Below are 26,993 nucleotides of genomic sequence, written 5' to 3' on the forward strand. Positions count from 1 at the left end.
TCAGTGCCCCGTGCTCTCATGGAGGCATGATCGAAGACACGGAAACCATCGACGAGTTTCTCGACACGTTCCTCACCCGCCACGCGGCCGACGTGACGGAAGCGATCCGCAAGGCGGCCGCCGCCGAGATCCTGCCCCGCTTCCGCCGGCTCGCCGCGCACGAGGTCGACCAGAAGAGCGGACCCCACGACCTGGTCACCGACGCCGACCGCCTGGCGGAGCTGTACCTCACGGACCGGCTCGGCGCCCTCCTGCCCGGCTCCGTCGTCGTGGGCGAGGAGGCGGTGCACGCCAACCCGGCGACGTACGAGGCGATCCAGGACGACGCACCGGTCTGGATCATCGACCCCGTCGACGGCACACGGCAGTTCGTGCACGGTGACGACGGCTTCTGCACCCTCGTCGCGCTCGCCCACCGCGGCCGCACCCTCGCCTCCTGGACCTACGCGCCCGCCCTCGACCAACTGGCCACCGCCGTACGGGGCAAGGGCGCCCTGCTGGACGGCGAGCCGCTGCGAGCCGGCACCCCCGAGGCCGGCCGGGACCTGCGCGTCGCCCACTCCCACCCGGACTACACCACGCACGAGCAGAAGCACGCCCTGCTCGGCCTGCGGACGCGGGGGATCGCGCCGCGCCCCTGCGGCTCCGCCGGGCTGGAGTACCTCGCCGTCGCCCGGGGCGAGTTGGACGCCACCGCCTTCTCCTGGGAGGCGGCCTGGGACCACGCCGCAGGACTGCTGCTGGTCGAGGAGGCGGGCGGCGCCCACCTCACGCTCACGGGCGAGCCGTTCAGGATCACCGGCGGCAACGCCCTGCCCTTCACCGCGGCCCGGGACACGGCCACCGCCCGCCGGGTGGTGGAAGTGCTGCGCACCCCGCGCTGACCGGTCCGTCACCCGGCCGAACCCACCCGCGCCGGGCGCCGCCGGCGTCCCGGCATATGCTGAGGCCGAGTGGCCATCGGCTGACGAAGGGGTCCGAAGGTGCCGTCGATGCTCGATGCGGTCGTGGTGGGTGCGGGACCGAACGGCCTGACGGCCGCCGTGGAGCTGGCCCGCCGCGGCTTCTCCGTCGCCCTCTTCGAGGCCCGCGACACCGTGGGCGGCGGAGCCCGCACCGAAGAGCTCACCCTGCCCGGCTTCCGCCACGACCCCTGCTCCGCGGCCCACCCCCTCGGTATCAACTCTCCCGCCTTCCGGGCGATGCCCCTGGAGCGGTACGGCCTCGAGTGGCTGCAGCCCGAGCTGCCCATGGCCCACCCCTTCCCGGACGGCACGGCCGCCGTACTGGCCCGGTCCGTAGCCGAGACGGCCGCCTCCTTCGGGCCGCGCGACGCGGGCGCGTACCGCAGACTGGTCGAGCCGTTCCTCGGCAGATGGGACACCCTGGTCCGCGACTTCATGTCCCTGCCGCTGACCGCGCTGCCCCGCGACCCGGTGACCCTCGCCCGGTTCGGCCTGGCCGGACTGCCGCCCTCCACCTGGCTGATGCGCCGCTTCCGCGACGAGCGTGCCAGGACCCTCTTCGCCGGTCTCGTCGCCCACGTCATGGCCCCACTCGACGGCTTCGCCACCGGCGCCATCGGTCTGGTGTTCGCCCTGTCCGCGCACGCCCGCGGCTGGCCCGTGGCCCGCGGCGGCTCCCAGTCCATCTCCGACGCCCTCGCCGCCTACCTCGAGGACCTCGGCGGCACCGTGCACACCGACTACGAGGTCAAGCGCCTGGACGACCTGCCCCCCGCCCGCGCGTACGTCTTCGACACCTCGCCCACCGCGCTGGCCCGCATCGCCGGCTTCGGCCGCACGTACGACGGCTACCGCTACGGCCCCGGCGTCTTCAAGATCGACTACGCGCTGGACGGCCCGGTGCCGTGGACCGCGCCCGAGGCGCACCGGGCCGGCACCGTGCAGATCGGCGCGAACACCGCGGAGATCGGCACCGCCCTGCGCGCGGTGTTCCGGGAGGGCCGCGCACCCGACCCGCCGTTCCTCATCACCGTGCAGCCCGGCGTCGCCGACCCCACCCGGGCGCCCGAGGGCAAACAGGTCTTCTGGGCGTACGGCCACGTGCCGCACGGCTGGACCGGCGACCTCACGGACGCCATAGAACGCCAGCTGGAGCGCTTCGCCCCCGGATTCCGCGACCGCGTCCTGGCCCGCGCCACCGCCGGCCCGCCCGAACTGGCCGCCCGCAACGCCAACTACGTCGGCGGCGACATCGCCTCCGGCGCGGTCTCCGGGCTTCAGCTGCTGCTGCGCCCCAGGCTGTCCCTGTTCCCGTACCACACCCCGCACCCGGCCGTCTTCATCTGCTCGTCGGCCACCCCGCCGGGACCCGGCGTGCACGGCATGTCGGGGCACAACGCGGCCAAGGCCGTGTGGAGGAGGCTGCGGCAGTCATGACCACCATCACCCTCGTGCGCGGCGACATCACCCGGCAGACCGCCGACGCGATCGTCAACGCGGCCAACTCCTCCCTGCTGGGCGGCGGCGGCGTCGACGGCGCGATCCACCGCCGCGGCGGCCCCGCGATCCTCGAGGAGTGCCGCGGACTCCGCGCCTCGCACTACGGCAAGGGCCTGCCCACCGGCCAGGCGGTCGCCACCACGGCCGGCGAACTCGACGCCCGCTGGGTGATCCACACCGTCGGCCCCGTCTGGTCCGCCTCCGAGGACCGCTCGGCACTGCTCGCCTCCTGCTACCGCGAGTCCCTCCGGGTGGCCGGCGAACTCGGCGCCCGCACGGTCGCCTTCCCGGCCGTCTCCACCGGCGTCTACGGCTGGCCGATGGACGACGGCGCCCGCATCGCGGTCGAGACGGTCCGCACCACGGACACGACCGTCGAGGAGGTCCGGTTCGTCCTCTTCGACGAACACGCGTACGCATCATTCGCCGACGCACTCCGCTGAACCGGCCCGCCCCGGCGGTCCGCTCAGGCAGCGGGCCCGGCATGCTCCGCCGTGCCGACGGTCCCGGCCCGGGGGTGTGCTGTCCGGCACCGGACGATCCCGGGTCGACGGCCGCCCTGGCCGATCGGTCCGGCGGGACGCCGACCCGCAGGTGCGGTGCCGGTCATGCACCGACGCGCTCCGCTGACCGGCCGGCCCCGGGGGCAGGAGGGGGCAGAGGGCACCATGACTTCCCGCGGCAGGCGGGGGAGAGGCGCGTATGCGACTGCCGGCGCGTGCCGGGCCCCCGCCGTGCCGACGGTCCCGGCCCGGGACGCGCCGTCCGGCACCGGGCGGCCCGGAGCCGGCGGTCGCCGGAGCCGAACGGTCCGGCCGGGACGCCGACCCTCAGGGGCGGTACCGGACCGCGACCGGCCCCCGGCTGCCGGCCCGGCATCCGCACCGGGGCGATCCGGGCAGGGGCAGCGCACACGAGGTCGATGTCGGATTCCCGCCAGCCCCGCCCGGGGCGGCCGGGTGATCCTGGACGCATGCAGACAGGGATGCACACCGACCGGGAGCGCTGTGTACGGGCCGTGCAGTCGAAGGACGCCCGCTTCGACGGCTGGTTCTTCACCGCCGTCCTCACCACCCGTATCTACTGCCGGCCCAGCTGCCCGGTCGTGCCGCCCAAGCCCGGGAACATGACCTTCTACCCGAGCGCGGCGGCCTGCCAGCAGGCCGGATTCCGGGCCTGCAAACGCTGCCGCCCCGACACCAGCCCCGGCTCCCCGGAGTGGAACCAGCGCGCCGACCTGGTGGCCCGCGCCATACGGCTGATCGCCGACGGCGTCGTGGACCGCGACGGCGTGCCCGGCCTCGCCGCCCGCCTCGGCTACAGCACCCGGCAGGTCGAACGCCAGCTCCTCGCCGAGCTGGGCGCCGGCCCGCTCGCCCTCGCCCGCGCCCAGCGCGCCCAGACCGCCCGCCTGCTGATCGAGACCACCCCGCTGCCCATGGCGGAGATCGCCTTCGCGGCCGGATTCGCCTCCATCCGCACCTTCAACGACACCGTCCGCGAGGTCTTCGCCCTCGCGCCCAGCGAGCTGCGCGCGAGGGTCCCGAAGCAGAACATCCCCGGCACACCGGGCACCATCTCGCTGCGCCTGCCCTTCCGTGCCCCGCTCAACCCCGACAACCTCTTCGGGCACCTCGCGGCCACCGCCGTACCCGGCGTCGAGGAGTGGCGGGACGGCGCCTACCGGCGCACGCTCCGGCTGCCCTACGGCCACGGCATCGTCGCGCTGGCCCCCGAGCCGGACCACATCGCCTGCCGCCTCACCCTCAGCGACCCGCGCGACCTGACCGTCGCCATCAGCCGCTGCCGCCGGCTGCTCGACCTGGACGCCGACCCGGAAGCCGTCGACGACCAGCTGCGCACCGACCCGCTGCTCGCCCCCCTGGTCGACAAGGCCCCCGGCCGGCGCGTGCCACGGACCGTCGACGAGGCGGAGTTCGCCGTACGGGCCGTGCTGGGCCAGCAGGTCTCCACGGCCGCCGCCCGCACCCACGCCGCCCGCCTGGTCACCGCGCACGGCACACCCGTCGACGACCCCGAAGGCGGCCTCACCCACCTCTTCCCGCCGCCGGAGGCCCTGGCGGCCCTCGACCCGGAAGCACTGGCAATGCCCCGCACCCGGCGCACCACCTTCACCACCCTGGTCGGCCGGCTCGCCGACGGATCGCTCCAGCTGGGCGTGGAGAGCGACTGGGCCGAGACCCGCGCCCGGCTGCTCTCCCTCCCCGGCTTCGGCCCGTGGACGGTCGACGTCATCGCGATGCGCGCCCTCGGCGACCCCGACGCCTTCCTCCCCACCGACCTCGGAATCCGGCGCGCCGCCCAGGAACTGGGCCTGCCCGCCACCCCGGCCGCCCTCACCGCCCGCGCCGCGGCCTGGCGGCCCTGGCGGGCGTACGCCGTGCAGTACCTGTGGGCGACCGACAGCCACCCGATCAACTTCCTCCCCGTACAGGCCCGTACAGGCCCGTACAAGCCCGTCAAGGACCTCCCGTGAACCCGAAGAAGCAGCACACCGTCATCGACAGCCCCTACGGCCCGCTCACCCTCGTCGCCGACGCCGACGGCGTCCTGTGCGGCCTCTACATGACCGACCAGCGCCACCGCCCGCCCGAGGAGACCTTCGGCGACCGCGACGACACGCCCTTCGCCGAGGCGCAGGAGCAGCTCGCGGCCTATTTCGCCGGCGAACTGAAGGAGTTCACCCTCGAACTGCGCCTGAACGGCACCCCGTTCCAGCGCGGCGTCTGGGACCAGCTGCGCCGCATCCCCTACGGCGAGACCCGCTCCTACGGCGAACTCGCCGGGGCCCTCGGCAGCCCCGGCGCCTCCCGGGCCGTGGGCCTGGCCAACGGCAGGAACCCGATCGGCATCATCGTCCCCTGCCACCGGGTGATCGGCGCGGGCGGCTCCCTCACCGGCTACGGCGGCGGCCTCGACCGCAAGCAGCGCCTGCTGGACTTCGAGCGGGGCACGGCGCTGTTCTGACCGCGCCGAGCAGCCGTCAGTCCCCGTACTCCTCCCGCAGCCCGGCCAGCAGCCGCGGCAGCGCCGTGCCGATCGGCTCCCGCACCACCTCCGCGGCGAGGCCGTCGTACGGGGTCGGCTCGGCGTTGACGACGACCAGCCGGGCGCCGTGATCGGCGGCGACGCCGGCCAGCCCGGCGGCCGGCTGCACCTGGAGACTGCTGCCGACGGCGATGAACACCTGGCAGGCCTTCGTGATCGCCAGGGCGTCGCCCAGCACCACCGGGTCGAGCCGCTCCCCGAACATCACGGTCGCCGGCTTCAGGATGCCGCCGCACTTCCGGCACGGCGGATCCCCCTCACCGGCCTCGACCCGGGCGAGGGCGTGCTCCATCGGCCCCCGCGCACGGCACCGGGTGCACACCACGCTCCGTGCCGTGCCGTGCAGCTCCAGCACCTTGCGGGCGGGCACCCCGGCGAGCTGGTGCAGGCCGTCCACGTTCTGTGTGATCACCCGTACCGGGAACCCGGCCCGCTCCAGCTCCGCCACCGCCCGGTGCGCGGCGTTCGGCTCCGCCGCCAGCGCCTGGTTCTCCCGCCGCATCAGCCAGGACCGCCGCCGGATCTCCGGATCGCCCATGTAGTACGCGTACGTCACGAGCTTCTCGGCCTCCGGGTCCCGCCGCCACAGCCCGTTCGGCCCGCGGTAGTCGGCGATGCCGGAGTCGGTCGAGATACCGGCGCCGGTGAGCAGGGCGACGAGGGGTCTGGCCATGGGACCGAGGGTAGGGCGGGGGGACCGGCGCGGCGAACGGTTATCGGCCGGCGACGCTCAGGTCAGCCCGGCGAACCCGGGCAGTGCCCGTACCAGGTCGGACGGGAGGGCGATGCCGTCCTCCGTGGACGGGTCGACCGCCAGCCACAGGTCGTCCTCGGGCCAGTTCACGGCCAGCTCGACGACCGGGATCCTGACCGCCGTGTCCGGATCGGCGCCGGCGGCCGCCAGTGAGTCGTCCGACGTGAAGACGGGGACGTACCGGTTGCCGTCCTGCTCGATCACCGGCAGGGCGAGAGCGCCCTCGGGTGGCTGCTCCCCTTCGGCCGGCAGCGTCTGCGGGACGAGGGCGACGCTCTTCGCGAGATCGATCAGCGCGGCCTGGGTCTCCTCGGCGGCGGAGACCGCGTCGGCCTGCGCGTCGCCTTCGGGGTGCGGAGTGCTCATGGGACGGTCCTCTTCCACTTCGGCAGCTTCGTCCGGCCCGAGTCCCTGCGCAGCCCGCTCCCAAACCGGCCTTGGCCGACCAATGGCACAGAAGAGTGCTTTCCGGTGAGGGTGCTGCCGAAGGCGTATGCCGTCCCGGTGGTCAGCCCGCGCGGTGGCCGTTCTCCAGCTCCGCCGTCCCCGTACCCTCCGCCAGCACGTCCAGGGCGGCGAGGACGCGACGGCCCAGGGCGCCCGGCAGGTGGGCGGTGAGTTCCTCACGGGGGACCAGGCGCCAGGACAGCAGCTCCTCCTCCTGGAGGCGGATCGCCTTGAGGTCGTCCTCGGTGAGCACTCCGCCGTCGTAGAGGTACGCCACCAGCGGCGGGCGTCCCGTCCCGCGCACCCAGTCCACCGCCAGCAGCCGGCCGAGCTGCACGTCGAGCCCGATCTCCTCCAGCGTCTCCCGGCGCGCGCCCTCGCGCGGTGTCTCCCCGTCGTCCGACTCGACGGTGCCGCCCGGCAGGGCCCAGCCCTCGCGGTAGTTCGGCTCGACGAGCAGTACCCGCCCCTCGGCGTCCCGGAAGAGGGCGGCGGCACCGGCGAGGACACGCGGCAGGCTCGCGATGTACGCGGCGAAGTCCTGAGTGGTGGTCATTCAGGCAGGGTAACCGGACGCCGCCCGCCCGTTGTCCGCCGTGGCCAGGCGCAGGGTGCGTTCGGCCAGCGCGCTGATCCGTACGCCGTCGAAACCGAACACGGCGCTGCGGACGGTGTCGTCCAGCGGGTCCTTCCACCGGGCCGGGATGGCCGCCGCACCCTGACGGACCCCGGCCACCGAGCCGGCCGTGGCACCGTTGGAGTCGGTGTCCAGGCCGCCGCGGACGGTGAGGGCGATGGTGCGGGTGAAGTCGCCGTCGCCGTACAGCAGGCCGGCGGTGAGCACGGCCACGTTCGGAACGGTGTGGATCCAGCCGAGCCCGGCCGTCTCCTCGGACACCGTGGCGACGGTGTCCTCCCACGTCATCCGGGCCTCGTGCAGGGTGGCGACCCGGCGCACGGTACGGGCCAGGCGGCTGCTCGCCGGGACGACGGTGAGCGCCGTGTCGAGGGCGTGGCGCACGGTCGGAGCGGTGAACGCGGCCGAGACCAGCGCTGCCGCGAACATCGCCCCGTACACGCCGTTGCCGGTGTGTGACAGCACCGCGTCCCGGCGGGCCAGCGCGGCGGCCCGGCGCGGGGCGCCCGGGCAGGTCCAGCCGTAGACGTCGGCGCGGATCAGGGCGCCGATCCACTCCTGGTACGGGTTGTCGTACGTGGCGGTCAGCGGCGGCTTGAGCCCGCCTGCGAGGTTGCGGTACGCGGCCCGTTCCGCCGTGAAGGTCTGCAGGTACGGCAGCCGCAGCAGCCACAGCTCGCCGACCTCCTCGGTGCTGAAGTCGAAGCCGTGGGTCTCCAGCAGGTGCAGACCGAGGATCGCGTAGTCGACGTCGTCGTCGCGGCAGCTGCCGTGGACGCGGCCGCGCACGCACTGGCGCCATTCGGGGCGCAGCGCGAGGCCGTCGGACTCGTCGGCCGGTTCCGGGAGGTAGTCGGTGAGCGGCAGGGCGGCCGCCCGCCGCAGGTAGCGGTCGATACGGTCGCGCGTCCACACCTCGCCCTGTTCGACCGGTTTGCCGAGCATGTTCCCGGCGATCCGCCCCAGCCAGCCGCCGAGGATGCGGTCGGCGAGTTCCGGCTCGGTGTCCACAGCTGTCATGGCTGAGGTGTACCCGCTTTCCCGGGCGGACACAGCCGGGTGCCAGCAGGTTCCCAGGGTTCGGGCGGCGCATGACGGCAGGGGTCCCCGCCGGTTAAGGTCACAGCGGCGCGACTGGCCCTGACGTGCGACGGGCCCGGGGAGCAAGGGGAATACAAGGTGGCGGACGCTGCAGTGGACGGGACCGGACGGGTGCTCGTCGCCGCGGACAAGTTCAAGGGCTCGCTGACAGCCGTGCAGGTCGCCGAGCGGGTGACGGCCGGACTGCGCCGGGTCGTGCCGGACCTGGCGGTGGAGGCACTGCCGGTCGCCGACGGCGGTGACGGGACCGTGGACGCGGCGGTGGCCGCCGGGTTCGAACGGCGCGAGGTCCGGGTCGCGGGGCCGCTGGGACAGGACGTGACCGCCGCGTTCGCGCTGCGCGGCGGCACCGCGGTGGTGGAGATGGCCGAGGCGAGCGGGCTGCAGCGGCTGCCGGCCGGGGTCTTCGCACCCCTCACCGCCTCCACGTACGGCTCCGGGGAACTGCTGCGGGCCGCGCTGGACGCAGGGGCACGGACCATCGTGTTCGGCGTCGGCGGCAGCGCGACGACGGACGGCGGGGCCGGGATGCTGACGGCGCTGGGGGCGCGGTTCCTGGACGAGGACGGCGAGCCGGTGTCCCCCGGCGGGGGCGGGCTGGCCGACCTCGCCCGGGCCGACCTGTCGGGTCTGGACCCGCGGCTGTCCTCGGTCGAGTTCGTGCTGGCCAGCGACGTGGACAATCCGCTGACCGGGCCGAAGGGGGCACCGGCGGTATACGGGCCGCAGAAGGGCGCCTCGCCGGACGACGTGGAGACGCTGGACGCGGCGCTGGCGCACTACGCGAAGGTCCTGGAAGCCGCGGTCGGGCCACGGGCGGCGGAGTTCGCGGCGTCCGCGGGGGCGGGCGCCGCCGGTGGCATCGGATACGGTGCCCTGCTCCTCGGTGCCGTCTTCCGCCCCGGCATCGAGGTGATGCTCGACGTGCTCGGCTTCGCGCCGGCGCTGGCGCGCGCCGACCTGGTGATCACCGGGGAGGGCTCCCTGGACGAGCAGACCCTGCACGGCAAGGCTCCGGCGGGTGTGGCCGCCGCGGCGCGGGCCGCGGGCAAGGAGGTCGTCGCGGTGTGCGGACGGCTCGCCCTGCCACCGCAGGCCCTGGGGCGGGCCGGGATCCGGCGGGCCTACCCGCTGACCGGCGTCGAGCCGGACGTGGCCACGTGCATCGCGGACGCGGGCCCGATCCTGGAGCGGGTGGCCGAGAGCATCGCCCGTGACTTCCTGACCTGAGCGTCCTTCGCCCCCGCCGCCCCTGCCCGTCCCCTCCCAGGGGCTGCGCCCCTGCACCCCGGCGGCTGTCGGCGCGGGCTCTGTTCCTGTGCCTCTGCGGGCTTGGACCTGCACCCTGGGCTGTCGGTGCGGGCTGTGCCCCGTCCTCTTGGACTGTCGGCGTGGGGTCCTCTGCACCCCGGTGGGGCCGCATCCCTGCGCCCCGCGGGCTGTGGGCCCGGAGCTCTGGCGGGGCTCCGCCCCCTGCGCCCTGGCGGGGACTGCGTCCCGTTCGTGTTCCCTCACGTGACTCCTGGCCGGTAGTCGTCCCCCCCCCGGGGACGTGCCCTCGGGTCTGGGGGCGGAGCCCTCGGCAGGGACTGCACCCACGCCGGGCGGCAACGGCAAAGGCCCCGGATCAGGAACGATCCGGGGCCGATGTCAGCGCGCGCTAGGGCAGTTGGGCCGCCCGCGCCTCCCGCCGGTTGTCGCGGAAGTTGTTCACCCGGCGAGCCGTGGCGAACAGCGGGATCACCGCGCCCATGACGAGCTGCAGGGCGCAGCCCGTCTGGAGGAGCAGCTGGCCGCTGGGGGCGTCGAAGGCCCAGGCGGCCAGGAGGCCCATCGACAGGACGATCCAGGCGAGCATCGCCGCCGCGAGGCGGCCCCGCGGCTTCGGGTACTCCACCCGGCTCACCATCAGCCAGGCCGTGCCCAGGATGGCGAGGAGCGTCGCCACGAAGGGGAGCTCCAGGAGGACGATCGACACCACTGTCAGCGCGCCGAAAGGGGACGGCATGCCCTGGAACATGCCGTTCGCCGGTGTCACGCACGAGAAGCGTGCCAGGCGCAGTACCACCGCCAGGAGCACCACGATCGCCCCCAGCGCGGCCACTCTCTGGTGCGCGTCGTCCGCGACCATGCCGTAGACCAGCACGAAGTACGCCGGCGCCAGGCCGAAACTGATCAGGTCGGAGAGGTTGTCCAGCTCCGCACCCATCGGCGAGGAACGCAGCTTCCGCGCCACCAGGCCGTCGAACAGGTCGAAGACCGCCGCGCAGAGCATCAGGATGACCGCCGTGGCCGCGCTGTGGCGGGCCATGCCGGTCTCCTGGTCACCCGTGAGGTGCGGGATCAGGATGCCGGTGGTGGTGAAGTACACCGCCATGAACCCGCACGTGGCGTTGCCGAGCGTGAGGGTGTCCGCTATCGAGAGGCGGAGAGAGAGCGGCATCTCCTCCTCTTCGTCCACCTCGTCCGCTTCGGGCACCCAGCCCGCCTGTGTCTCCGGATCAATCACGGTCAATGCGAGTCACCCCAGCCACGGTCTTCTGGCCGACCTCGACCGCGACCTCCACGCCCTCGGGCAGGTAGAGGTCGACACGCGAGCCGAAGCGGATCAGACCGATGCGGTCGCCCTGCTCGACCTTCGTCCCCTGCGGGATGTACGGCACGATGCGACGGGCCACCGCGCCGGCGATCTGGATCATCTCGATGTCGCCGAGTTCGGTGTCGAAATGCCAGACTACGCGCTCGTTGTTCTCGCTCTCCTTGTTGAAGGCGGGAACGAAGCCACCGGGGACGTGTTCGACCGACGTCACCGTGCCCGACAGGGGCGCGCGGTTGACGTGGACATTGAGCGGGCTCATGAAGATCGCGACGCGGGTGCGGCCGTCCTTCCACGGCATGATGCTCTGCACCACACCGTCGGCGGGCGAGATGACCCGGCCCGTGGCGATCTCACGCTCGGGGTCGCGGAAGAACCACAGCATGCCCGCCGCGAGCGCGGTGGCGGGCACGGCGACGGCCCTGGCGGCGCCGGAGCGGCGTGCGCGGGCCAGGCTGAGTGCTGCGGTGGCGACGGTCGGGAGAAGCCACGGCGATGCTCCGCGCGCAAGGCGTACGCCGGCTCGGCTGTCGCGAGGTGCAGAGGTTTGGCTGTGGGGCATGGATGACCTTCGTAGCGGATGATGCCGCGCTGGAACGGGGGACGGCGGCTTTCCGGGGATCGTACCGGGCGTAGGCCGCAACTGGGCAAGCCAGGAAGCCGAGTCGGCGGCCGAAGAGCGTTGACGGGGTGTGATCTTCTTCTCGAAGAAAACACCCCGTATCCGGACAATCAGCCTTGGAACCGATACTCTTCGAGCAGCCTGCGACCGATGATCATTTTCTGGATCTCGGCGGTGCCTTCACCGATGAGCAGCATCGGAGCCTCACGGTAGAGGCGCTCGATCTCGTACTCCTTGGAGAAGCCGTAGCCGCCGTGGATCCGGAAGGCATCCTCCACGACCTCCTTGCAGTATTCGGAGGCGAGGTACTTCGCCATCCCCGCCTCGAGATCGTTTCGCTCACCGGAGTCCTTTTTGCGTGCCGCGTTGACCATCATGGCATGCGCGGCCTCGACCTTGGTGGCCATCTCCGCCAGCTTGAACTGGATCGCCTGGTGCTGGGCGATCGGCTTGCCGAAGGTGTGCCGCTGCTGGGCGTACTGGACGCCCAGCTCGAACGCGCGCTGTGCGACGCCGCAGCCACGCGCCGCCACGTTCACGCGGCCGACCTCCACGCCGTCCATCATTTGGTAAAAACCTCGGCCGGTGGCGCCGCCGAGCACCCGATCGACCGGAATCCGCAGCCCGTCCATGATCAGCTCGGTGGTGTCGACACCCTTGTAGCCCATTTTGTCGATCTTGCCGGGAATGGTGAGGCCGGGGCGGACCTCGCCGAAACCGGGCTCCTTCTCGACCAGGAAGGTCGTCATCGACTTGTGCGGCGGCGTGCCCTCGGGGTGTCCTTCGTCACTTCGGACCAGGACGGCCACCAGGGACGAGGTGCCGCCGTTCGTCAGCCACATCTTCTGGCCGTTCAGGACGTACTCGCCGCCGTCCCTGACCGCCTTCGACGTGATCGCCGACACATCGGAGCCCAGACCCGGCTCGGACATCGAGAACGCGCCCCGGATGTCGCCGGCCGCCATCCGGGGGAGGAAGTGGTCCTTCTGCTCCTGCGTGCCGTGCTGCTTGAGCATGTACGCCACGATGAAGTGCGTGTTGATGATGCCGGAGATCGACATCCAGCCGCGCGCGATCTCCTCCACGCACAGGGCGTAGGTCAGCAGCGACTCGCCCAGGCCCCCGTACTCCTCGGGGATCATCAGACCGAACAGGCCGAGTTCCTTCAGCCCGTCGACGATCGCTTGCGGGTACTCGTCGCGGTGCTCCAGCCCCGTCGCGACCGGAATGATCTCTTTGTCGACAAAGTCCCGGACGGTGGAGACGATCTCCTGCTGGACGTCGGTCAGACCGGCGGTCTGGGCGAGACGGGCCATGGCCTACTTCTCCTGCTGCTCGAGTTCCGGGCGGCCCGGCTGTTCGCCGCCGCGCTCCTTGATGTACGTCTCGGTCGGCACCATCACCTTGCGGCGGAAGACGCACACGAGGGTGCCGTCCTGCTTGTAGCCCTTGGTCTCGACGTAGACGATGCCGCGGTCGTTCTTCGACTTCGACGGCCACTTGTCGAGCACGGTGGTCTCGCCGTAGACCGTGTCGCCGTGGAAGGTCGGCGCCACGTGCTTGAGCGACTCGATCTCCAGGTTGGCGATCGCCTTGCCGGAGATGTCCGGGACGGACATACCGAGCAGGAGGGAGTAGATGTAGTTCCCGACCACCACGTTCTTGCCGAAGTCCGTCGTCTTCTCGGCGTAGTTCGTGTCCATGTGGAGCGGGTGGTGGTTCATGGTGAGGAGACAGAACAGGTGGTCGTCGTACTCCGTGACCGTCTTGCCCGGCCAGTGCTTGTACGTCGCCCCGACCTCGAACTCCTCGTAGGTGCGTCCGAACTGCATCGCGCTCAGGCCTCCGGGATCTCGAACTTCGACGTGCGCCGCATGCCGGCGGCGCGTCCCTTGCCCGCGATGACCAGGGCCATCTTGCGGCTGGCCTCGTCGATCATCTCGTCGCCGAGCATCGCCGAGCCCTTCTTGCCGCCCGCCTCGGACGTGTAGTGGTCGTACGCGTCCAGGATCAGCTCGGCGTGGTCGTAGTCCTCCTGCGAGGGCGAGAAGATCTCGTTGGAGGCCTCCACCTGGCCCGGGTGCAGCACCCACTTGCCGTCGAAGCCGAGCGCCGCGGCGCGCCGCGCCACCTCGCGGTAGCCGTCCACGTTGCGGATCTGCAGGTAGGGACCGTCGATCGCCTGGAGGTCGTTGGCGCGGGCGGCCATCAGGATCTTCATCAGGATGTAGTGGTAGGCGTCCGCCGGGTAGCCGGGCGGCTGCTCACCCACGACCAGCGACTTCATGTTGATCGACGCCATGAAGTCGGCCGGGCCGAAGATGATCGTCTCGATCCGCGGGGAGGCCTGCGCGATCGCGTTGACGTTGTTGAGGCCCTGCGCGTTCTCGATCTGCGCCTCGATGCCGATGCGGCCGACCTCGAAGCCCATGGTCTTCTCGATCTGGGTCAGCAGCAGGTCCAGGGCCACGACCTGCTGTGCGGACTGCACCTTCGGCAGCATGATGCAGTCGAGGTTCTGGCCGGCGCCCTCGACCACCGTCACGACGTCGCGGTACGTCCATTCGGTCGTCCAGTCGTTGACGCGCACGACCCGCGTCTTGCCCGTCCAGTCGCCCTCGTTGAGGAACTTGACGATGGTGTGCCGCGCCTCGGGCTTGGCGAGCGGCGCGCACGCGTCCTCCAGGTCCAGGAAGACCTGGTCCGCCGGGAGGCCCTGCGCCTTCTCCAGGAAGCGGGGGTTGCTTCCCGGTACCGCGAGACACGAGCGGCGGGGACGCAGACGGTTGACGGTCATGCGGGGACCTCCAGGGGGTCGAGCTTGTTCGCTGTCCGGATCTCGTCGACGATGCGGCCGATGATCCCGGTGATGTCGAAGTCCTTCGGGGTGAAGACCGCGGCCACTCCGGCGGCCCTGAGCTGCTCGGCATCACCGTTCGGGATGATGCCACCGGCGATCACTGGTATATCCGTGGCACCGGCCACACGCAGCCGTTCGAGCACGTCCGGGACCAACTGGGCGTGCGAGCCGGACAGGATCGACAGGCCGACCGCGTGCACGTCCTCGGCGAGGGCCGCGTCCACGATCTGCTCGGGCGTGAGCCGGATGCCCTGGTAGACCACCTCGAAGCCGGCGTCACGAGCCCGCACGGCGATCTGCTCGGCGCCGTTGGAGTGCCCGTCCAGGCCGGGCTTGCCGACCAGGAAGCGCAGCTTGCCCACGCCCAGCTCCCGTGCGGTGGCGGCCACCCGGGCGCGGACCTCGCCGAGGGCCGAGCCCTGCTCGGCGGCGACGGCCACCGGCGCGGAGGAGACCCCGGTCGGCGCCCGGAACTCCCCGAACACCTCGCGCAGCGCCCCCGCCCACTCGCCGGTCGTGACCCCGGCGCGGGCGCACTCCAAGGTGGCCTCCATCAGGTTGCCGGTGCCCTTGGCGGCCTCCTTCAGCCTCTCCAGCGCCTTGCACGGGCGCGGGTGGTTGAAGGGCGGCTGGTAACGGGTGTCCCGCCAGCGCCGCAGGGACTCGATCACGCGGGCCTCGACCGCCGGGTCGACCGTCTGGATCGCGGTGTCCAGGTCGGCCGTCAGCGGGTTCGGCTCGGTCGTCTCGAAGATGTTGACGCCGACGATCTTCTCCTGGCCGGACTCGATCCGGGCCCGGCGCTCGGCGTGCGAGGCGACCAGCTGCGACTTGAGGTAGCCGGACTCGACGGCGGCCATCGCGCCGCCCATCTCCTGGATCCGCTCGATCTCGGCGAGGGACTCCTCGACGAGCTCGCCCACCTTCGCCTCGACCACCTTCGAGCCCTCGAAGATGTCCTCGTACTCCAGCAGGTCGCTCTCGTGCGCCAGCACCTGCTGGATGCGCAGGCTCCACTGCTGGTCCCAGGGCCGGGGCAGCCCCAGGGCCTCGTTCCAGGCGGGCAGCTGCACGGCACGCGCGCGTGCGTCCTTGGAGAGGGTCACGGCCAGCATCTCCAGCACGATCCGCTGGACGTTGTTCTCGGGCTGTGCCTCGGTCAGGCCGAGCGAATTGACCTGGACGCCGTACCGGAAACGCCGGTGCCTGGGGTCCTCGATGCCGTAGCGCTCGCGGGTGATCCGGTCCCAGATCCGGCCGAAGGCGCGCATCTTGCACATCTCCTCGACGAAGCGGACGCCCGCGTTCACGAAGAAGGAGATACGGCCGACGACATCGCCCATGCGCTCCTGCGGCACCTGCCCGGAGTCCCGGACGGCGTCCAGCACCGCGATCGCCGTCGACATCGCGTACGCGATCTCCTGGACCGGCGTGGCGCCCGCCTCCTGCAGGTGGTAGCTGCAGATGTTGATCGGATTCCACTTCGGCATGTGGGAGACCGTGTACGCGATCATGTCGGTCGTCAGGCGGAGCGACGGCCCCGGCGGGAACACATGGGTGCCCCGGGACAGGTACTCCTTGACGATGTCGTTCTGGGTCGTGCCCTGGAGCCTGGTGATGTCCGCGCCCTGCTCCTCGGCGACGACCTGGTAGAGCGCCAGGAGCCACATGGCCGTGGCGTTGATCGTCATCGAGGTGTTCATCTGCTCCAGGGGGATGTCCTGGAACAGCCGGCGCATGTCACCGAGGTGCGCGACCGGCACGCCGACCCGGCCGACCTCGCCGCGGGCGAGGACGTGGTCGGAGTCGTAGCCGGTCTGCGTCGGCAGGTCGAACGCGACCGACAGGCCGGTCTGGCCCTTGGCGAGGTTGCGCCGGTACAGCTCGTTGGACGCCTCGGCGGTGGAATGACCGGCGTACGTGCGCATCAGCCACGGCCGGTCCTTCTGACGCTCGGTCATGTGCGCCTCTCAGATGTTCCGGAAGCGGTTGATGGCGTCGATGTGCCGCGCCCGCTTCTCCTCGTCGCGCACGCCCAGGCCCTCCTCGGGAGCCATGCACAGGACGCCGACCTTGCCCTGGTGGAGGTTGCGGTGCACGTCGTAGGCGGCCTGGCCGGTCTCCTCCAGGGAGTAGACCTTGGACAGCGTCGGGTGGATCTTGCCCTTGGCGATGAGGCGGTTGGCCTCCCAGGCCTCGCGGTAGTTGGCGAAGTGGGAGCCGATGATCCGCTTCAGGGACATCCACAGGTACCGGTTGTCGTACTCGTGCAGGTAGCCCGAGGTCGAGGCGCAGGTGGTGATGGTGCCGCCCTTGCGGGTGACGTACACCGAGGCGCCGAAGGTCTCGCGGCCGGGGTGCTCGAAGACGATGTCGATGTCCTCGCCGCCGGTGAGCTCGCGGATGCGCTTGCCGAAGCGCTTCCACTCCTTGGGGTCCTGGGTGTTCTCGTCCTTCCAGAACCTGTAGCCCTCGGCGGTGCGGTCGATGATCGCCTCGGCGCCCATCGAACGGCAGATCTCCGCCTTCTGCGGGCTGGAGACGACACAGATGGGATTGGCGCCGCCGGCCAGCGCGAACTGCGTGGCGTAACTGCCGAGGCCGCCGCTCGCGCCCCAGATGAGCACGTTGTCGCCCTGCTTCATGCCGGCGCCGTTGCGGGAGACCAGCTGACGGTAGGCGGTGGAGTTGACCAGGCCCGGGGCGGCGGCCTCCTCCCAGCTGAGGTGGTCCGGCTTCGGCATCAGCTGGTTCGACTTGACGAGCGCGACCTCCGCCAGGCCGCCGAAGTTGGTCTCGAAGCCCCAGATGCGCTGCTCGGGGTCGAGCATGGTGTCGTTGTGGCCGTCGCTCGACTCCAGCTCCACGCTCAGGCAGTGCGCGACGACCTCGTCACCCGGCTTCCAGGCGTTGACGCCGGGGCCGGTGCGCAGGACGACGCCCGCGAGGTCGGAGCCGATGATGTGGTACGGCAGGTCGTGCCGCTTGGTGAGCTCGCTGAGCCTGCCGTAGCGCTCGAGGAAGCCGAACGTCGACAGCGGCTCGAAGATCGACGTCCACACGGAGTTGTAGTTGACCGAGGAGGCCATGACGGCCACCAGGGCCTCGCCCGGGCCGAGCTCGGGCAGCGGCACCTCGTCGAGGTGGATCGACTTGCGCGGGTCCTTGTCGCGGGTCGCGAGGCCCGCGAACATCTCCGTCTCGTCCTTGTGCACGGTGATCGCGCGGTACGACTCGGGGAGCGGCAGGGCGGCGAAGTCGGCGGACGTGGCGTCCTGCGACTGGATCGCGCCCAGGATGTCCTTCACGGTCACGGTGTTGCCTCCGGCGGTGAGCGCCCTGAGGGAGGGGCGCTGGGGGTTCGTCGGTGCTGCGTTGAGTGCTGCTGAGGGTGGATGAGGGTTGCCGTCGGTTCGGCGGGGGTGCTTCGGCAGCGCTTGGTGGCGCGGGAGGTTGCCTGTGACGCAGGCGTCCGGACGCGCAGGTGATGGTCTGCGGGGACAGCCCGGACACCTTCAACGTATGACACCGCGTGTCACCTCGCAAGGCACTGAGTGCCAGATATTTCTCTCAGATGAAATCTTTACCCGACAGATGAGCGATGATCGATCGAACGGGGTCGCGGTGGAGGCGTAAAAGGGGCGCTGACATGCAAAAACGGCCACCCGGAGGGTGGCCGTTGTCACAGGGGGAAGGGGTGGGGTCAACGCTCCTTGAGCGCCTGCTCGATGGTCCGCATCACCTCGTGCAGGGGCGCGTCGGTGCGGGCGACCGTCACCAGCACCTCGCCCTCCACCGAGGCCGCCGCGGAGGCCCCCGAGGAGGCGGCCGAGGAGGCGGCCGAGGAGGCGGCCGGCTGTGGGGACGTGCCCCGCCCGGCGCCGATGCCGGTGCCGAAGGTCTTCCGCACGATCGCGAAGGCGTGGTCGAGCTGTGCCTCCACGTCGCCCTGCCCGCCGGCCCTGAGCCAGCGGCGCAGGACGTGGTTGTGGGCGGTGACCACGGCGGACGCGGCGACCTCCGCCAGCAGCGGGTCGTCGTTGGCGTCGTCGTCGTGCGCGTGCTCGTCGAAGTGGCCGAGGAGGTAGCGGGTGAACAGCCGCTCGTAGCGGGCCACCGACGCGATCTCCGCCTCCCGCAGGGTGGGCACCTCGCGCGTGAGCTTGTAACGGGCGACCGAGATCTCCGGCCGGGCCGCGTACATCCTCATGACCTCCTTGATGCCGCGGCACACGGTGTCGAGCGGGTGCTCGTGCGCGGGAGCGGCGTTGAGGACGGCCTCGGCGCGGATCAGGGTGTCGTCGTGGTCGGGGAAGATCGCCTCTTCCTTGGAACGGAAGTGACGGAAGAAGGTGCGGCGCGCGACCCCGGCCGCGGCCGCGATCTCGTCGACGGTGGTCGCCTCGTACCCCTTCGTCGCGAACAACTCCATCGCGGCTGCCGCCAGTTCCCGGCGCATCTTGAGCCGCTGGGCGGCGGCACGGCCGCCTGCGGCACTTTCCGGCGCGTCGGGCGCGGCTGGTGTACGGGAGGACTTGGCGGGCTGGGACATGACCCGAACGTACTGCATGTGCGCAGCTCGATGCGCACGTCCCGGGTTTCCCCCGCCCTGGGTGGGCGGGGGAGGCCCGGCGTGGGTGGGCGGGGGAGGCCCGGCGTGGGCGGGTGGGGGAGGCCCGGCCGGGTCGAGCAGTCCGCCCCAGTCGCCGGGGTGCTCAGCGGCGGGCATATTCGCGGAAGCCGCGGCCGGTCTTGCGGCCGAGGCAGCCCGCGGCCACCAGGTGCTCCAGGAGCGGCGCCGGCGCCAGCCCCGGGTCGCGGAACTCGCGGTGGAGCACCTTCTCGATCGCCAGGGAGACGTCCAGCCCGACCACGTCCAGGAGTTCGAAGGGCCCCATCGGGTAGCCGCCGCCCAGCCTCATCGCCGCGTCGATGTCGTCCAGGGACGCGTAGTGCTCCTGCACCATCTTGACCGCGTTGTTCAGGTACGGGAACAGCAGCGCGTTCACGATGAAGCCGGCCCGGTCACCGCAGTCCACGGCGTGCTTCCTGATCCTGACGCAGACCTCCCGGACCGTGGCGTGCACGTCCTCGGCCGTCAGCACCGTACGGACGACCTCGACCAGCTTCATCGCCGGCGCGGGGTTGAAGAAGTGCATGCCGATCACGTCCTCGGGACGCGAGGTGGCCCGGGCGCAGGCGACCACCGGCAGTGAGGAGGTCGTGGTCGCCAGGACCGCGCCCGGCTTGCAGACCTTGTCCAGTGTCCCGAACAGCTGCCGCTTGACCTCGAGGTCCTCGGCGACCGCCTCGACCGCCAGGTCCACGTCCGCGAAGGCCTCGTAGGAGCCCGCCGGGGTGATCCGGTCCAGGGTCCCGGCGGCCGCCTCCGCGGTGAGCCGGCCCTTGTCGACCGAGCGGGCCAGGGACTTGCCGATGCGGGCCTTCGCGGCCCGGGCCTTCTCCTCGCTGCGGGCGGCCAGGACGACGTCGTACCCGGCCTTGGCGAAGACCTCGGCGATGCCGGAGGCCATGGTGCCGGAACCCGCGACGCCGACGCAGCGGACCGGACGGCCCGGGGCTCCGGAGCCGGCGGAGCCGGGCGTCAGGGCGTCCGGCACCACGGTCGAGCTGCCGGCCGCCTCGTAGGTGTAGAAGCCGCGCCCCGACTTGCGGCCGGTCAGGCCCGCCTCGCTGAGCTGCCTCAGGATCGGGGCGGGGGCGTGCAGCCGGTCGCGGGACTCGGCGTACATGGCGTCCAGGACGGTCCGCGCGGTGTCGATGCCGATCAGGTCCAGCAGGGCCAGGGGGCCCATCGGAAGGCCGCAGCCGAGCCGCATCGCGGCGTCGATGTCCTCGCGGGAGGCGTACTTCGCCTCGTACATCGCGGCGGCCTGGTTGAGGTAGCCGAACAGCAGGCCGTCCGCGACGAACCCGGGGCGGTCGCCGACCGCGACGGGCTCCTTGCCCAGGTCGAGGGCGAGGTTCGTGACCGCGGTGACGGCCGTCGGCGCGGTCAGCACGCAGGAGACGACCTCGACCAGTCTCATCGCCGGGGCCGGGTTGAAGAAGTGCAGGCCCAGCACGCGCTCCGGACGGGCGGAGTCGGCGGCCAGGCGGGTCACCGACAGGGCGTTGGTGCCGGTCGCCAGGATCGTCTCCGGCCGCACGACCGCGTCGAGTTCCCGGAAGATCTGGTGCTTGATCTCGTACGACTCCGGCGCCACCTCGATGACCAGGTCGGCGTCGGCGGCGGCGCCGAGGTCGGTCGCGGTGCGCACCCGGCCGAGGAGCTCCGCGCGTTCCTGCTCGGTGAGCTTCCCGCGCCGCACGGCGCGGGCGGTGGAGGACTCCAGCGCGGCGACGGACCTCGCGGCCTGGGTCTCGCTGATGTCGATGCCGATCACCTCGCGGCCGGCCTTGGCGAGGACCTCGGCGATGCCGGTGCCCATGGTGCCGAGACCGACGACGGCGACGGTCTTGAGCGGGGACAGAGGGGTGTCGGACAGGGGAGTGGCCATCGCGGGCTCCAGGAATGAGGGTGACGACGAGGACGCGCCGGGTGCGCCGAGCGGCGCACACCGGGGCGTGCAGAGCTGCGTGAGTGCGGGTGTTGGCCGGGCTGCCAAGCGCACACGCCCGGTGCCGTCGCGGCGGGCACGCGGGCCCGGGGAACGGCGGATCCGACCGGCTCTGTCCCGAAGCCGAGTCGTACTGAGGTACACGATGTACCGAAACACGGTGTACCGAACCGACTGAACTCACGACGGCCGCGTCACCAGACCGTCACGAGCGGAAGAGCGAGTGGGTAACTCGCTCGTCTGAGCTTAACCGGTGGGTAACGAGCGCGCCAGCCCCTGACTTTGTGAGGTAGGTCCCTCTCGCTGGGCAACACCCCTACGCTGGGCTTCGTGGACGAAGAGTTGCGATCGCTCACGGAGCGTCTACGGCAGGAGTCCGGCGGCTCGGCGGCGTACGAGCGCCTGGCGGCCACCGGTGACCTCGACGAACTCGCGGACGTGCTGACCGCGGCCGGACAGCCGCTGTGGGCCAGGGAACTGGCCGCCTTCAGGCTGGGACTGGCCGGCGACCGGCGCGCCTTCGAGTCCCTCGTGCTGCTGCTCAACCACCGCGACCCGCCGCGCTGCGCCTCCGCCGCCCACGCCCTGGCCCGCCTGGGCGACCCGCGGACCGCCCGCGCCGCCGCGGCGCTGGCCACCAACGAACTGCGCGTCGCCTACGCCCTGCACCCGGTACGCCTCCTGGTCCGGCTGCGCGCCCCCGAGTCCGTACCCGCGCTGATCACCACCCTGGAGCGGCGGCTGCGCCCGCACGATCCCTACCGCCGGGTGGCTCTCGCCTGCGTGGAGGGGCTCGGCGTGCTGGGGGACGCCCGGGCCAGACGCGTGCTGAACGAGTCCCTGGCGCACCCGGCGCTCGCCGAGGCGGCGGTGCACGCGCTGGCGCGCATCCCGCAGCAGCGGTGATCCCGCGTCAGCCGGCCGGCTCCCGCACGTACCGCACCTCGGGCACCGCCACCCCGTCCACCTCGAAGGGCTCCTCGGCGCCGTCCGCGCGGAACCCCGCCCGCTCGTAGAAGCGGCGGGCGGGGGTGTTCTCCTTCAGGACCCAGAGGAACATCCGGGGGTGCCCGGCGGCCGCGCAACGCCGCAGCGACTCGCGCAGCAGGGCCCGGCCGACACCGGTTCCGCGGTGCCGATCGTCTACATAGATCGCATACAGTTCACCGTCCACGGTGCGCACACCGCCGTCCCGGTACGGGCCGAGCGCCGCCCAGCCGAGGATCCCGCCGCCCCGCTCGGCGACCAGGGTCACCACGCTCCCGTCCCCCTGCCCGAACCGGGCCCGGCGCCGCGCCGCGTCCTCGGTCACGCTGAGCGCGTCGAGATACGACCGCGGCACGATTCCCCGGTAGGCGGTCTGCCAGCCGCGCACGCGTATTTCGGCCACACGGTCGCAGTCGGCCAGGGTCATCTCCCGGACCAGCGCGTCGCTCGCGGCGCCGCCGGGGGCGGGGGTGGTCGGCTCACTCATGCGTCCCTGGTGGCGCACGGGCTGGGCACCGCCCCTGACGGGTCGCCGGGCCGGGCCGTGCTCAGCGCCCGGGTCCGCGGGACGCCGTCAGATCAGGGTGAGTTGCGTCGGCTCCCCGGTGCCGGACCCGGTGGAGGGCGGCTCGGCCGGTCCGGGCGGGCGGATCCTGCGGGGCGTGCCCGCGGGCGAGGGGCCGATGCCGTACTCCCGGGCCAGCTCGTGCACCTGACGGGTGATCCGGCGCTGGTACCACTTGGGAGCGTAGGCGCCCTCCGCGTACAGCCGCTCGTAACGGCGCACCAGGTGCGGGTGGTGGGCGGCCAGCCAGGACATGAACCACTCACGGGCCCCGGGCCGCAGGTGCAGCACCAGCGGGGTGACGGAGGTGGCCCCGGCGGCCGCGATCGCCCGTACGGTGGCCCGCAGCTGGTCGGGGTGGTCGCCGAGGAACGGGATCACCGGCGCCATCAGCACCCCGCAGCCGATGCCGTGCTCGCCGAGGGTCCGTACCACGTCCAGGCGGCGCTCGGGCGCGGGCGTGCCGGGCTCGACGGTCCGCCACAGGCCCTGGTCGGTGAAGCCGACGGAGACCGAGATGCCGACGTCCGTGACCCGCGCGGCCCGGGTGAGCAGGTCGAGGTCGCGCAGGATCAGCGTGCCCTTGGTCAGGATCGAGAAGGGGTTCGCGCGCTCGGTGAGGGCGGAGATGATTCCCGGCATCAGCCCGTAGCGGCCCTCGGCGCGCTGGTAGCAGTCGACGTTCGTGCCCATCGCGACGTGCTCGCCGTGCCAGCGGGGCGAGGCCAATTGCCGGCGCAGCAGCTCGGGCGCGTTCACCTTGACCACGATCTGGGTGTCGAAGCCGATGCCCGTGTCGAGGTCCAGGTAGCTGTGCGTCCTGCGGGCGAAGCAGTAAACGCACGCGTGCGTGCAGCCCCGGTACGGGTTGACCGTCCACTCGAAGGGCATGCGCGAGGCGCCCGGCACCCGGTTGAGGACCGAACGGGCCCGGACCTCGTGGAAGGTGATCCCGCGGAACTCGGGCGTGTCGAACGTCCGCGTGGTCACGGCGTCCGCGGCGAACAGTGCGGTGTCGGCCCGGCCGTGCTCGGACTCGGCTGTGAGGTTATCCCAGCGCATCAGGCCTCCTCGGTAGCGCTGTACCCCAGAATAGAACATCTGTTCCCATGATCGTGCAAGGCCGGTTTCCGATCACATGACAACCGCATCGGACCACCGCGGGCACCCCGATTCGCGCGGCCGGGGACCGGGGTGGTTGGCTTGCCCCAACCCCGAGAACACAGGTCCTGGAGGAACGCAATGGCGCAGGTCGAGGCCGCCACGGAGCGGGTCGTCGCAGCGGACGCGGAGAAGGTGTTCGACGCCCTCGCCGACTACACCGGCACGCGCGCGAGGCTGCTGCCCGAACAGTTCAGCGAGTACGAGGTGCGCGAGGGCGGCGACGGCGAGGGCACCCTGGTCCACTGGAAGCTCCAGGCCACCAGCAAGCGCGTACGCGACTGCCTGCTCGAGGTCAGCGAGCCCACCGACGGCGAGCTCGTCGAGAAGGACCGCAACTCCTCCATGGTCACCACCTGGCGCGTCACCCCCGCGGGAGAGGGGAAGTCCCGGGTGGTCGTCACCACCACCTGGAACGGCGCCGGAGGCATCGGCGGCTTCTTCGAGAGGACTTTCGCCCCCAAGGGCCTCGCCCGCATCTACGACGCCGTCCTCGCCGAGCTCGCCGCCGAGGTCGAGAAGTAGGCCGACGGCCGGGCCGTACAAGAGGGCTGCCCTGCCTCACCGGTTCGAGTGGATCCCCACGCGGAACCACCCGGTGCCGTAACTCGTCGTGCTTGCCCGTAGTTGTCGCATCCGGCGGTGCGGGAACCGCGCGGCGGCGCGACGAGGGGAGCGGCACGTGGGCGGGACGACTCTGGCGCAGGACGAGTCGGCCGTGGCACCCGGCCGGCCGTCCGCCCCGCCGCCCGCACCGGCCGTCCGGCTCACCCCCCGCCGGGTGCGGCTGGTCTTCGCCGCGCTGATGCTCGTCCTGCTCCTCGCCGCCCTGGAGCAGATGATCGTCGCCACCGCGCTGCCGAGGATCGTCGGCGAACTGCACGGACTGGACCGCATGCCCTGGGCGATCACCGCCTACCTGCTCACCTCCACCGTGGGCCTGCCCGTCTACGGCAAACTCGGCGACCTCGCCGGCCGCAAGGGCGTCTTCCAGTGCGCGATCCTCGTCTTCGTCGCCGGCTCCGCCCTCGCCGGGCGGGCGCAGACCATGGACCAGCTGATCGCCTTCCGCGCCGTGCAGGGCGCCGGCGCCGGCGGACTCCTCACCGGCGTCCAGGCGATCATCGCGGACATCGTGCCGCCCCGCCGGCGCGGCCGCTTCCTCGGCCTGATCGGCGCCGCCTTCGGCCTCGCCTCCGTCGCCGGACCCCTGCTGGGCGGCTACTTCACCGACCACCTCTCCTGGCGCTGGTGCTTCTACGTCAACGTGCCCTTCGGCCTGCTCACCCTGGCCGTCGTCACCGCCGTGCTCAAGCTCCCCAAGCCGCCCTCCCGGGGCCGCTTCGACCTGCCCGGCACGCTGCTGCTCACCGCGGCCTCCACCTGTCTGGTGCTCCTGACCAGCTGGGGCGGCACCGAGTACGCCTGGGACTCACGCGTCGTCCTCGGCCTCGGTGCCGGCGCGGCCACCGCCACCGCCCTCTTCGTCCTCGCCGAGCGCCGCGCCGCCGAACCCCTCATCCCGCTGCGGCTGTTCCGCGACCCCGTCTTCACGGTCACCGGCCTGATCGCCCTGGTCGTCGGCGTCGCGCTGTTCGGCGCCGCCGGCTACCTGCCGACCTTCCTGCAGATGGTCTACGGTGCCTCCGCCACCGAGTCCGGCCTGCTCATGCTGCCCATGATGGGAGGCATCGTCGGCGCCTCCGTCGTCACCGGACAGCTCATCAGCCGCACCGGCCGCTACAAGGCCTACCCCGTGCTCGGCGGCGCCCTCTCCGTAGCCGGGATGTGGCTGCTGTCCCGGCTCGGCACCGACACACCCCGGCTCCACTACAGCATCTGGATGGCCGTCCTCGGCGCAGGCATCGGCATGGTGATGCCCGTCCTCGTCCTCGCCGTGCAGAACTCGGTGCGCCCCGCCGACCTCTCCACCGCCACCAGCGCCAACAACTACTTCCGGCAGATCGGCGGCAGCGTCGGCGCAGCCGTCTTCGGCACCCTCTTCGCCGGCCGGCTCACCGACGCCCTGCACCGGCGCCTCCCCCCACGCGCGGGAGCCCGCCTCCCCGACCCGGAGTCGCTCACCCCCCGGCTCGTGCACGCCCTGCCGCCCGCGCTGCGCGACGCCTGCGTCGCCGCCTACGCCGACGCGATGCCGCGGATCTTCCTCCAGCTGGTCCCGGTGCTCGTCCTCGGCCTGCTGCTCGCCTTCTTCCTCAAGGAGAAACCCCTGGTGTCCCACAACGCCTCCGCCACCGACCGGGAGACCGCGCCGGTGACCGCCCCGATCCCGCACGCCCGCGCGTCGCACGCCGCCGGAGTCCCGGTCTGCGGCACGGTGCAGCACCCCGACGGGACCGTGGTGCCCCGCGCGGCACTCACCCTCATCGACGTCGCCGGGCAGCAGGTCGGCCGCGGCGCGAGCGGCGAGGACGGACGGTACGCGCTGGCCACGCCCGGCCCGGGCCCGTACGTACTGATCGCCGCCGCGGGCGGCCACCAGCCGCAGGCCGTCGCCGTCACCGTCGGTGAACGCCCCGTCGAACTCGACGTCGTCCTCGGCGGCGCCGGACGCCTCGCCGGCTGCGTGCTCACCGCCGACGGCACCCCCGTACGGGACGCCACCGTCACCCTCACCAACGTGCACGGCGAAGTCGTCTCGAGCACCCGCAGCGGACGCGAGGGCGGCTACGTCATCACCGAGCTCGTGGCCGGCGAGTACACCCTCGCCGCCAGCGCGCCCGCCTTCCGGCCCGCCGCGCTCCCCGTCACCGTCCAGGCCTCCCGGGAGACCCGCCAGGACGTCGAACTCGCCGGCGGTGCCCTGCTGCGCGGCACCGTCCGGGCCGGTGGCGGACGCCCCGTCGCGGACGCCCGCGTCACCCTCCTCGACGCCGCCGGCAACGTCGTCGACACGCTCACCACGGGCAGCGACGGAACATTCAGGTTCGTCGACCTCTCCTCCGGCGAGTACACCGTCATCGCGGCCGGATACCCGCCCGTGGCCACCGTGCTCCAGGTGGCGGGCGGCGGCAGGACGGAACGCGACCTCCAACTCGGCCACGAGGACTGACGCCCCGGCCACCCGGGGCGCCCGACGCCAGGACGGGTCCGGTCCTGGCCCGGGGGTCCCACGACGCGTAGCGTG

24 protein-coding genes are annotated in these 26,993 nt (G+C 72.2%); 9 read left to right on the forward strand and 15 right to left on the reverse strand.

Features of this window, described 5'->3' with window-relative positions; genetic code table 11:
* The first annotated feature begins 26 nt into the window (after positions 1-26).
* From ABZX30_RS08105 to ABZX30_RS08125, 5 genes are all read left to right on the forward strand, one after another.
* Positions 27-884, forward strand: coding sequence for an inositol monophosphatase family protein (locus tag ABZX30_RS08105; RefSeq protein WP_355930304.1), 858 nt, complete (start codon positions 27-29; stop codon positions 882-884).
* A gap of 108 nt (positions 885-992) precedes the next feature.
* Positions 993-2,402 carry an NAD(P)/FAD-dependent oxidoreductase gene (locus ABZX30_RS08110; protein WP_355930306.1) on the forward strand — a complete coding sequence of 470 codons (1,410 nt, stop codon included), beginning with the start codon at positions 993-995 and terminating at the stop codon, positions 2,400-2,402.
* A complete protein-coding gene (locus ABZX30_RS08115) occupies positions 2,399-2,908 on the forward strand; it encodes an O-acetyl-ADP-ribose deacetylase (protein WP_355930309.1) in 510 nt (169 codons plus the stop codon). The genes ABZX30_RS08110 and ABZX30_RS08115 overlap by 4 nt, the downstream gene beginning before the upstream one ends.
* Positions 2,909-3,450: 542 nt before the next feature.
* A complete protein-coding gene (locus ABZX30_RS08120; RefSeq protein ID WP_355930496.1) occupies positions 3,451-4,962 on the forward strand; it encodes an AlkA N-terminal domain-containing protein in 1,512 nt (503 codons plus the stop codon).
* Positions 4,959-5,453, forward strand: coding sequence for a methylated-DNA--[protein]-cysteine S-methyltransferase (locus ABZX30_RS08125; RefSeq protein WP_355930312.1), 495 nt, complete (start codon positions 4,959-4,961; stop codon positions 5,451-5,453). Before ABZX30_RS08120 ends, ABZX30_RS08125 begins: the two co-directional genes overlap by 4 nt.
* A 16-nt stretch (positions 5,454-5,469) precedes the next feature.
* Here the strand turns inward: ABZX30_RS08125 and ABZX30_RS08130 are convergent, their stop codons facing one another.
* From ABZX30_RS08130 to ABZX30_RS08145, 4 genes are all read right to left on the reverse strand, one after another.
* Positions 5,470-6,207, reverse strand: a complete 738-nt coding sequence (locus ABZX30_RS08130; RefSeq protein ID WP_355930315.1) for a Sir2 family NAD-dependent protein deacetylase — start codon at positions 6,205-6,207, stop codon at positions 5,470-5,472.
* A 57-nt stretch (positions 6,208-6,264) separates the two neighbouring features.
* On the reverse strand, positions 6,265-6,654 hold the full coding sequence (locus ABZX30_RS08135; RefSeq protein WP_355930318.1) for an SseB family protein: 390 nt from the start codon (positions 6,652-6,654) through the stop codon (positions 6,265-6,267).
* Positions 6,655-6,796: 142 nt separating this feature from the next.
* Positions 6,797-7,291: an NUDIX hydrolase gene (locus ABZX30_RS08140; protein ID WP_355930320.1), complete on the reverse strand. Its 495-nt coding sequence runs from the start codon at positions 7,289-7,291 to the stop codon at positions 6,797-6,799.
* Positions 7,292-8,392: an ADP-ribosylglycohydrolase family protein gene (locus ABZX30_RS08145; protein WP_355930323.1), complete on the reverse strand. Its 1,101-nt coding sequence runs from the start codon at positions 8,390-8,392 to the stop codon at positions 7,292-7,294.
* Between the two features lie 192 nt (positions 8,393-8,584).
* Between ABZX30_RS08145 and ABZX30_RS08150 the strand changes: the two genes are divergently transcribed.
* Entirely contained in the window at positions 8,585-9,703 is a 1,119-nt protein-coding gene (locus ABZX30_RS08150) for a glycerate kinase (RefSeq protein WP_355930499.1), read from the forward strand.
* A gap of 430 nt (positions 9,704-10,133) precedes the next feature.
* Here ABZX30_RS08150 and pssA read toward each other — a convergent pair whose 3' ends face one another.
* From pssA to ABZX30_RS08195, 9 genes are all read right to left on the reverse strand, one after another.
* Positions 10,134-10,952, reverse strand: a complete 819-nt coding sequence (gene pssA / locus ABZX30_RS08155) for a CDP-diacylglycerol--serine O-phosphatidyltransferase (RefSeq protein WP_355930501.1) — start codon at positions 10,950-10,952, stop codon at positions 10,134-10,136.
* 22 nt (positions 10,953-10,974) lie between these two features.
* On the reverse strand, positions 10,975-11,631 hold the full coding sequence (locus tag ABZX30_RS08160) for a phosphatidylserine decarboxylase (protein ID WP_355930325.1): 657 nt from the start codon (positions 11,629-11,631) through the stop codon (positions 10,975-10,977).
* Between the two features lie 170 nt (positions 11,632-11,801).
* A complete protein-coding gene (locus tag ABZX30_RS08165) occupies positions 11,802-13,007 on the reverse strand; it encodes an acyl-CoA dehydrogenase family protein (protein WP_355930327.1) in 1,206 nt (401 codons plus the stop codon).
* 3 nt (positions 13,008-13,010) lie between these two features.
* Positions 13,011-13,523, reverse strand: a complete 513-nt coding sequence (locus ABZX30_RS08170) for a MaoC family dehydratase (protein ID WP_355930330.1) — start codon at positions 13,521-13,523, stop codon at positions 13,011-13,013.
* 5 nt (positions 13,524-13,528) lie between these two features.
* The gene (locus ABZX30_RS08175; protein WP_355930332.1) at positions 13,529-14,488 is read right to left on the reverse strand and encodes a CoA ester lyase; all 960 of its coding nucleotides are present in this window, start codon (positions 14,486-14,488) and stop codon (positions 13,529-13,531) included.
* Positions 14,485-16,512: a protein meaA gene (locus ABZX30_RS08180; RefSeq protein WP_355930334.1), complete on the reverse strand. Its 2,028-nt coding sequence runs from the start codon at positions 16,510-16,512 to the stop codon at positions 14,485-14,487. Before ABZX30_RS08180 ends, ABZX30_RS08175 begins: the two co-directional genes overlap by 4 nt.
* 9 nt (positions 16,513-16,521) lie before the next feature.
* The gene (gene ccrA / locus ABZX30_RS08185; RefSeq protein WP_355930503.1) at positions 16,522-17,859 is read right to left on the reverse strand and encodes a crotonyl-CoA carboxylase/reductase; all 1,338 of its coding nucleotides are present in this window, start codon (positions 17,857-17,859) and stop codon (positions 16,522-16,524) included.
* A gap of 395 nt (positions 17,860-18,254) precedes the next feature.
* Complete coding sequence (locus tag ABZX30_RS08190) at positions 18,255-19,103, reverse strand: TetR family transcriptional regulator (protein ID WP_355930337.1); 849 nt, start codon at positions 19,101-19,103, stop codon at positions 18,255-18,257.
* A 163-nt stretch (positions 19,104-19,266) separates the two neighbouring features.
* Complete coding sequence (locus ABZX30_RS08195) at positions 19,267-21,072, reverse strand: 3-hydroxyacyl-CoA dehydrogenase family protein (protein WP_355930340.1); 1,806 nt, start codon at positions 21,070-21,072, stop codon at positions 19,267-19,269.
* A gap of 390 nt (positions 21,073-21,462) precedes the next feature.
* On the opposite strand from ABZX30_RS08195, the gene ABZX30_RS08200 reads away from it, so the two are divergent.
* Entirely contained in the window at positions 21,463-22,038 is a 576-nt protein-coding gene (locus ABZX30_RS08200) for an adenylosuccinate lyase (RefSeq protein WP_355930342.1), read from the forward strand.
* Between the two features lie 7 nt (positions 22,039-22,045).
* Here ABZX30_RS08200 and ABZX30_RS08205 read toward each other — a convergent pair whose 3' ends face one another.
* Both ABZX30_RS08205 and ABZX30_RS08210 read right to left on the reverse strand, forming a co-directional pair.
* The gene (locus ABZX30_RS08205) at positions 22,046-22,606 is read right to left on the reverse strand and encodes a GNAT family N-acetyltransferase (protein WP_355930345.1); all 561 of its coding nucleotides are present in this window, start codon (positions 22,604-22,606) and stop codon (positions 22,046-22,048) included.
* Between the two features lie 87 nt (positions 22,607-22,693).
* A complete protein-coding gene (locus ABZX30_RS08210) occupies positions 22,694-23,746 on the reverse strand; it encodes an Rv2578c family radical SAM protein (RefSeq protein ID WP_355930347.1) in 1,053 nt (350 codons plus the stop codon).
* A 180-nt stretch (positions 23,747-23,926) separates the two neighbouring features.
* Between ABZX30_RS08210 and ABZX30_RS08215 the strand changes: the two genes are divergently transcribed.
* Both ABZX30_RS08215 and ABZX30_RS08220 read left to right on the forward strand, forming a co-directional pair.
* The gene (locus tag ABZX30_RS08215; protein WP_355930349.1) at positions 23,927-24,370 is read left to right on the forward strand and encodes an SRPBCC family protein; all 444 of its coding nucleotides are present in this window, start codon (positions 23,927-23,929) and stop codon (positions 24,368-24,370) included.
* A 193-nt stretch (positions 24,371-24,563) separates the two neighbouring features.
* A complete protein-coding gene (locus ABZX30_RS08220; RefSeq protein WP_355930506.1) occupies positions 24,564-26,918 on the forward strand; it encodes an MFS transporter in 2,355 nt (784 codons plus the stop codon).
* The last annotated feature ends 75 nt before the right edge of the window (positions 26,919-26,993 follow it).

Origin of the sequence: Streptomyces sp. NPDC004542, from assembly GCF_040610035.1 — a bacterium.
Classification (GTDB): domain Bacteria; phylum Actinomycetota; class Actinomycetes; order Streptomycetales; family Streptomycetaceae; genus Streptomyces.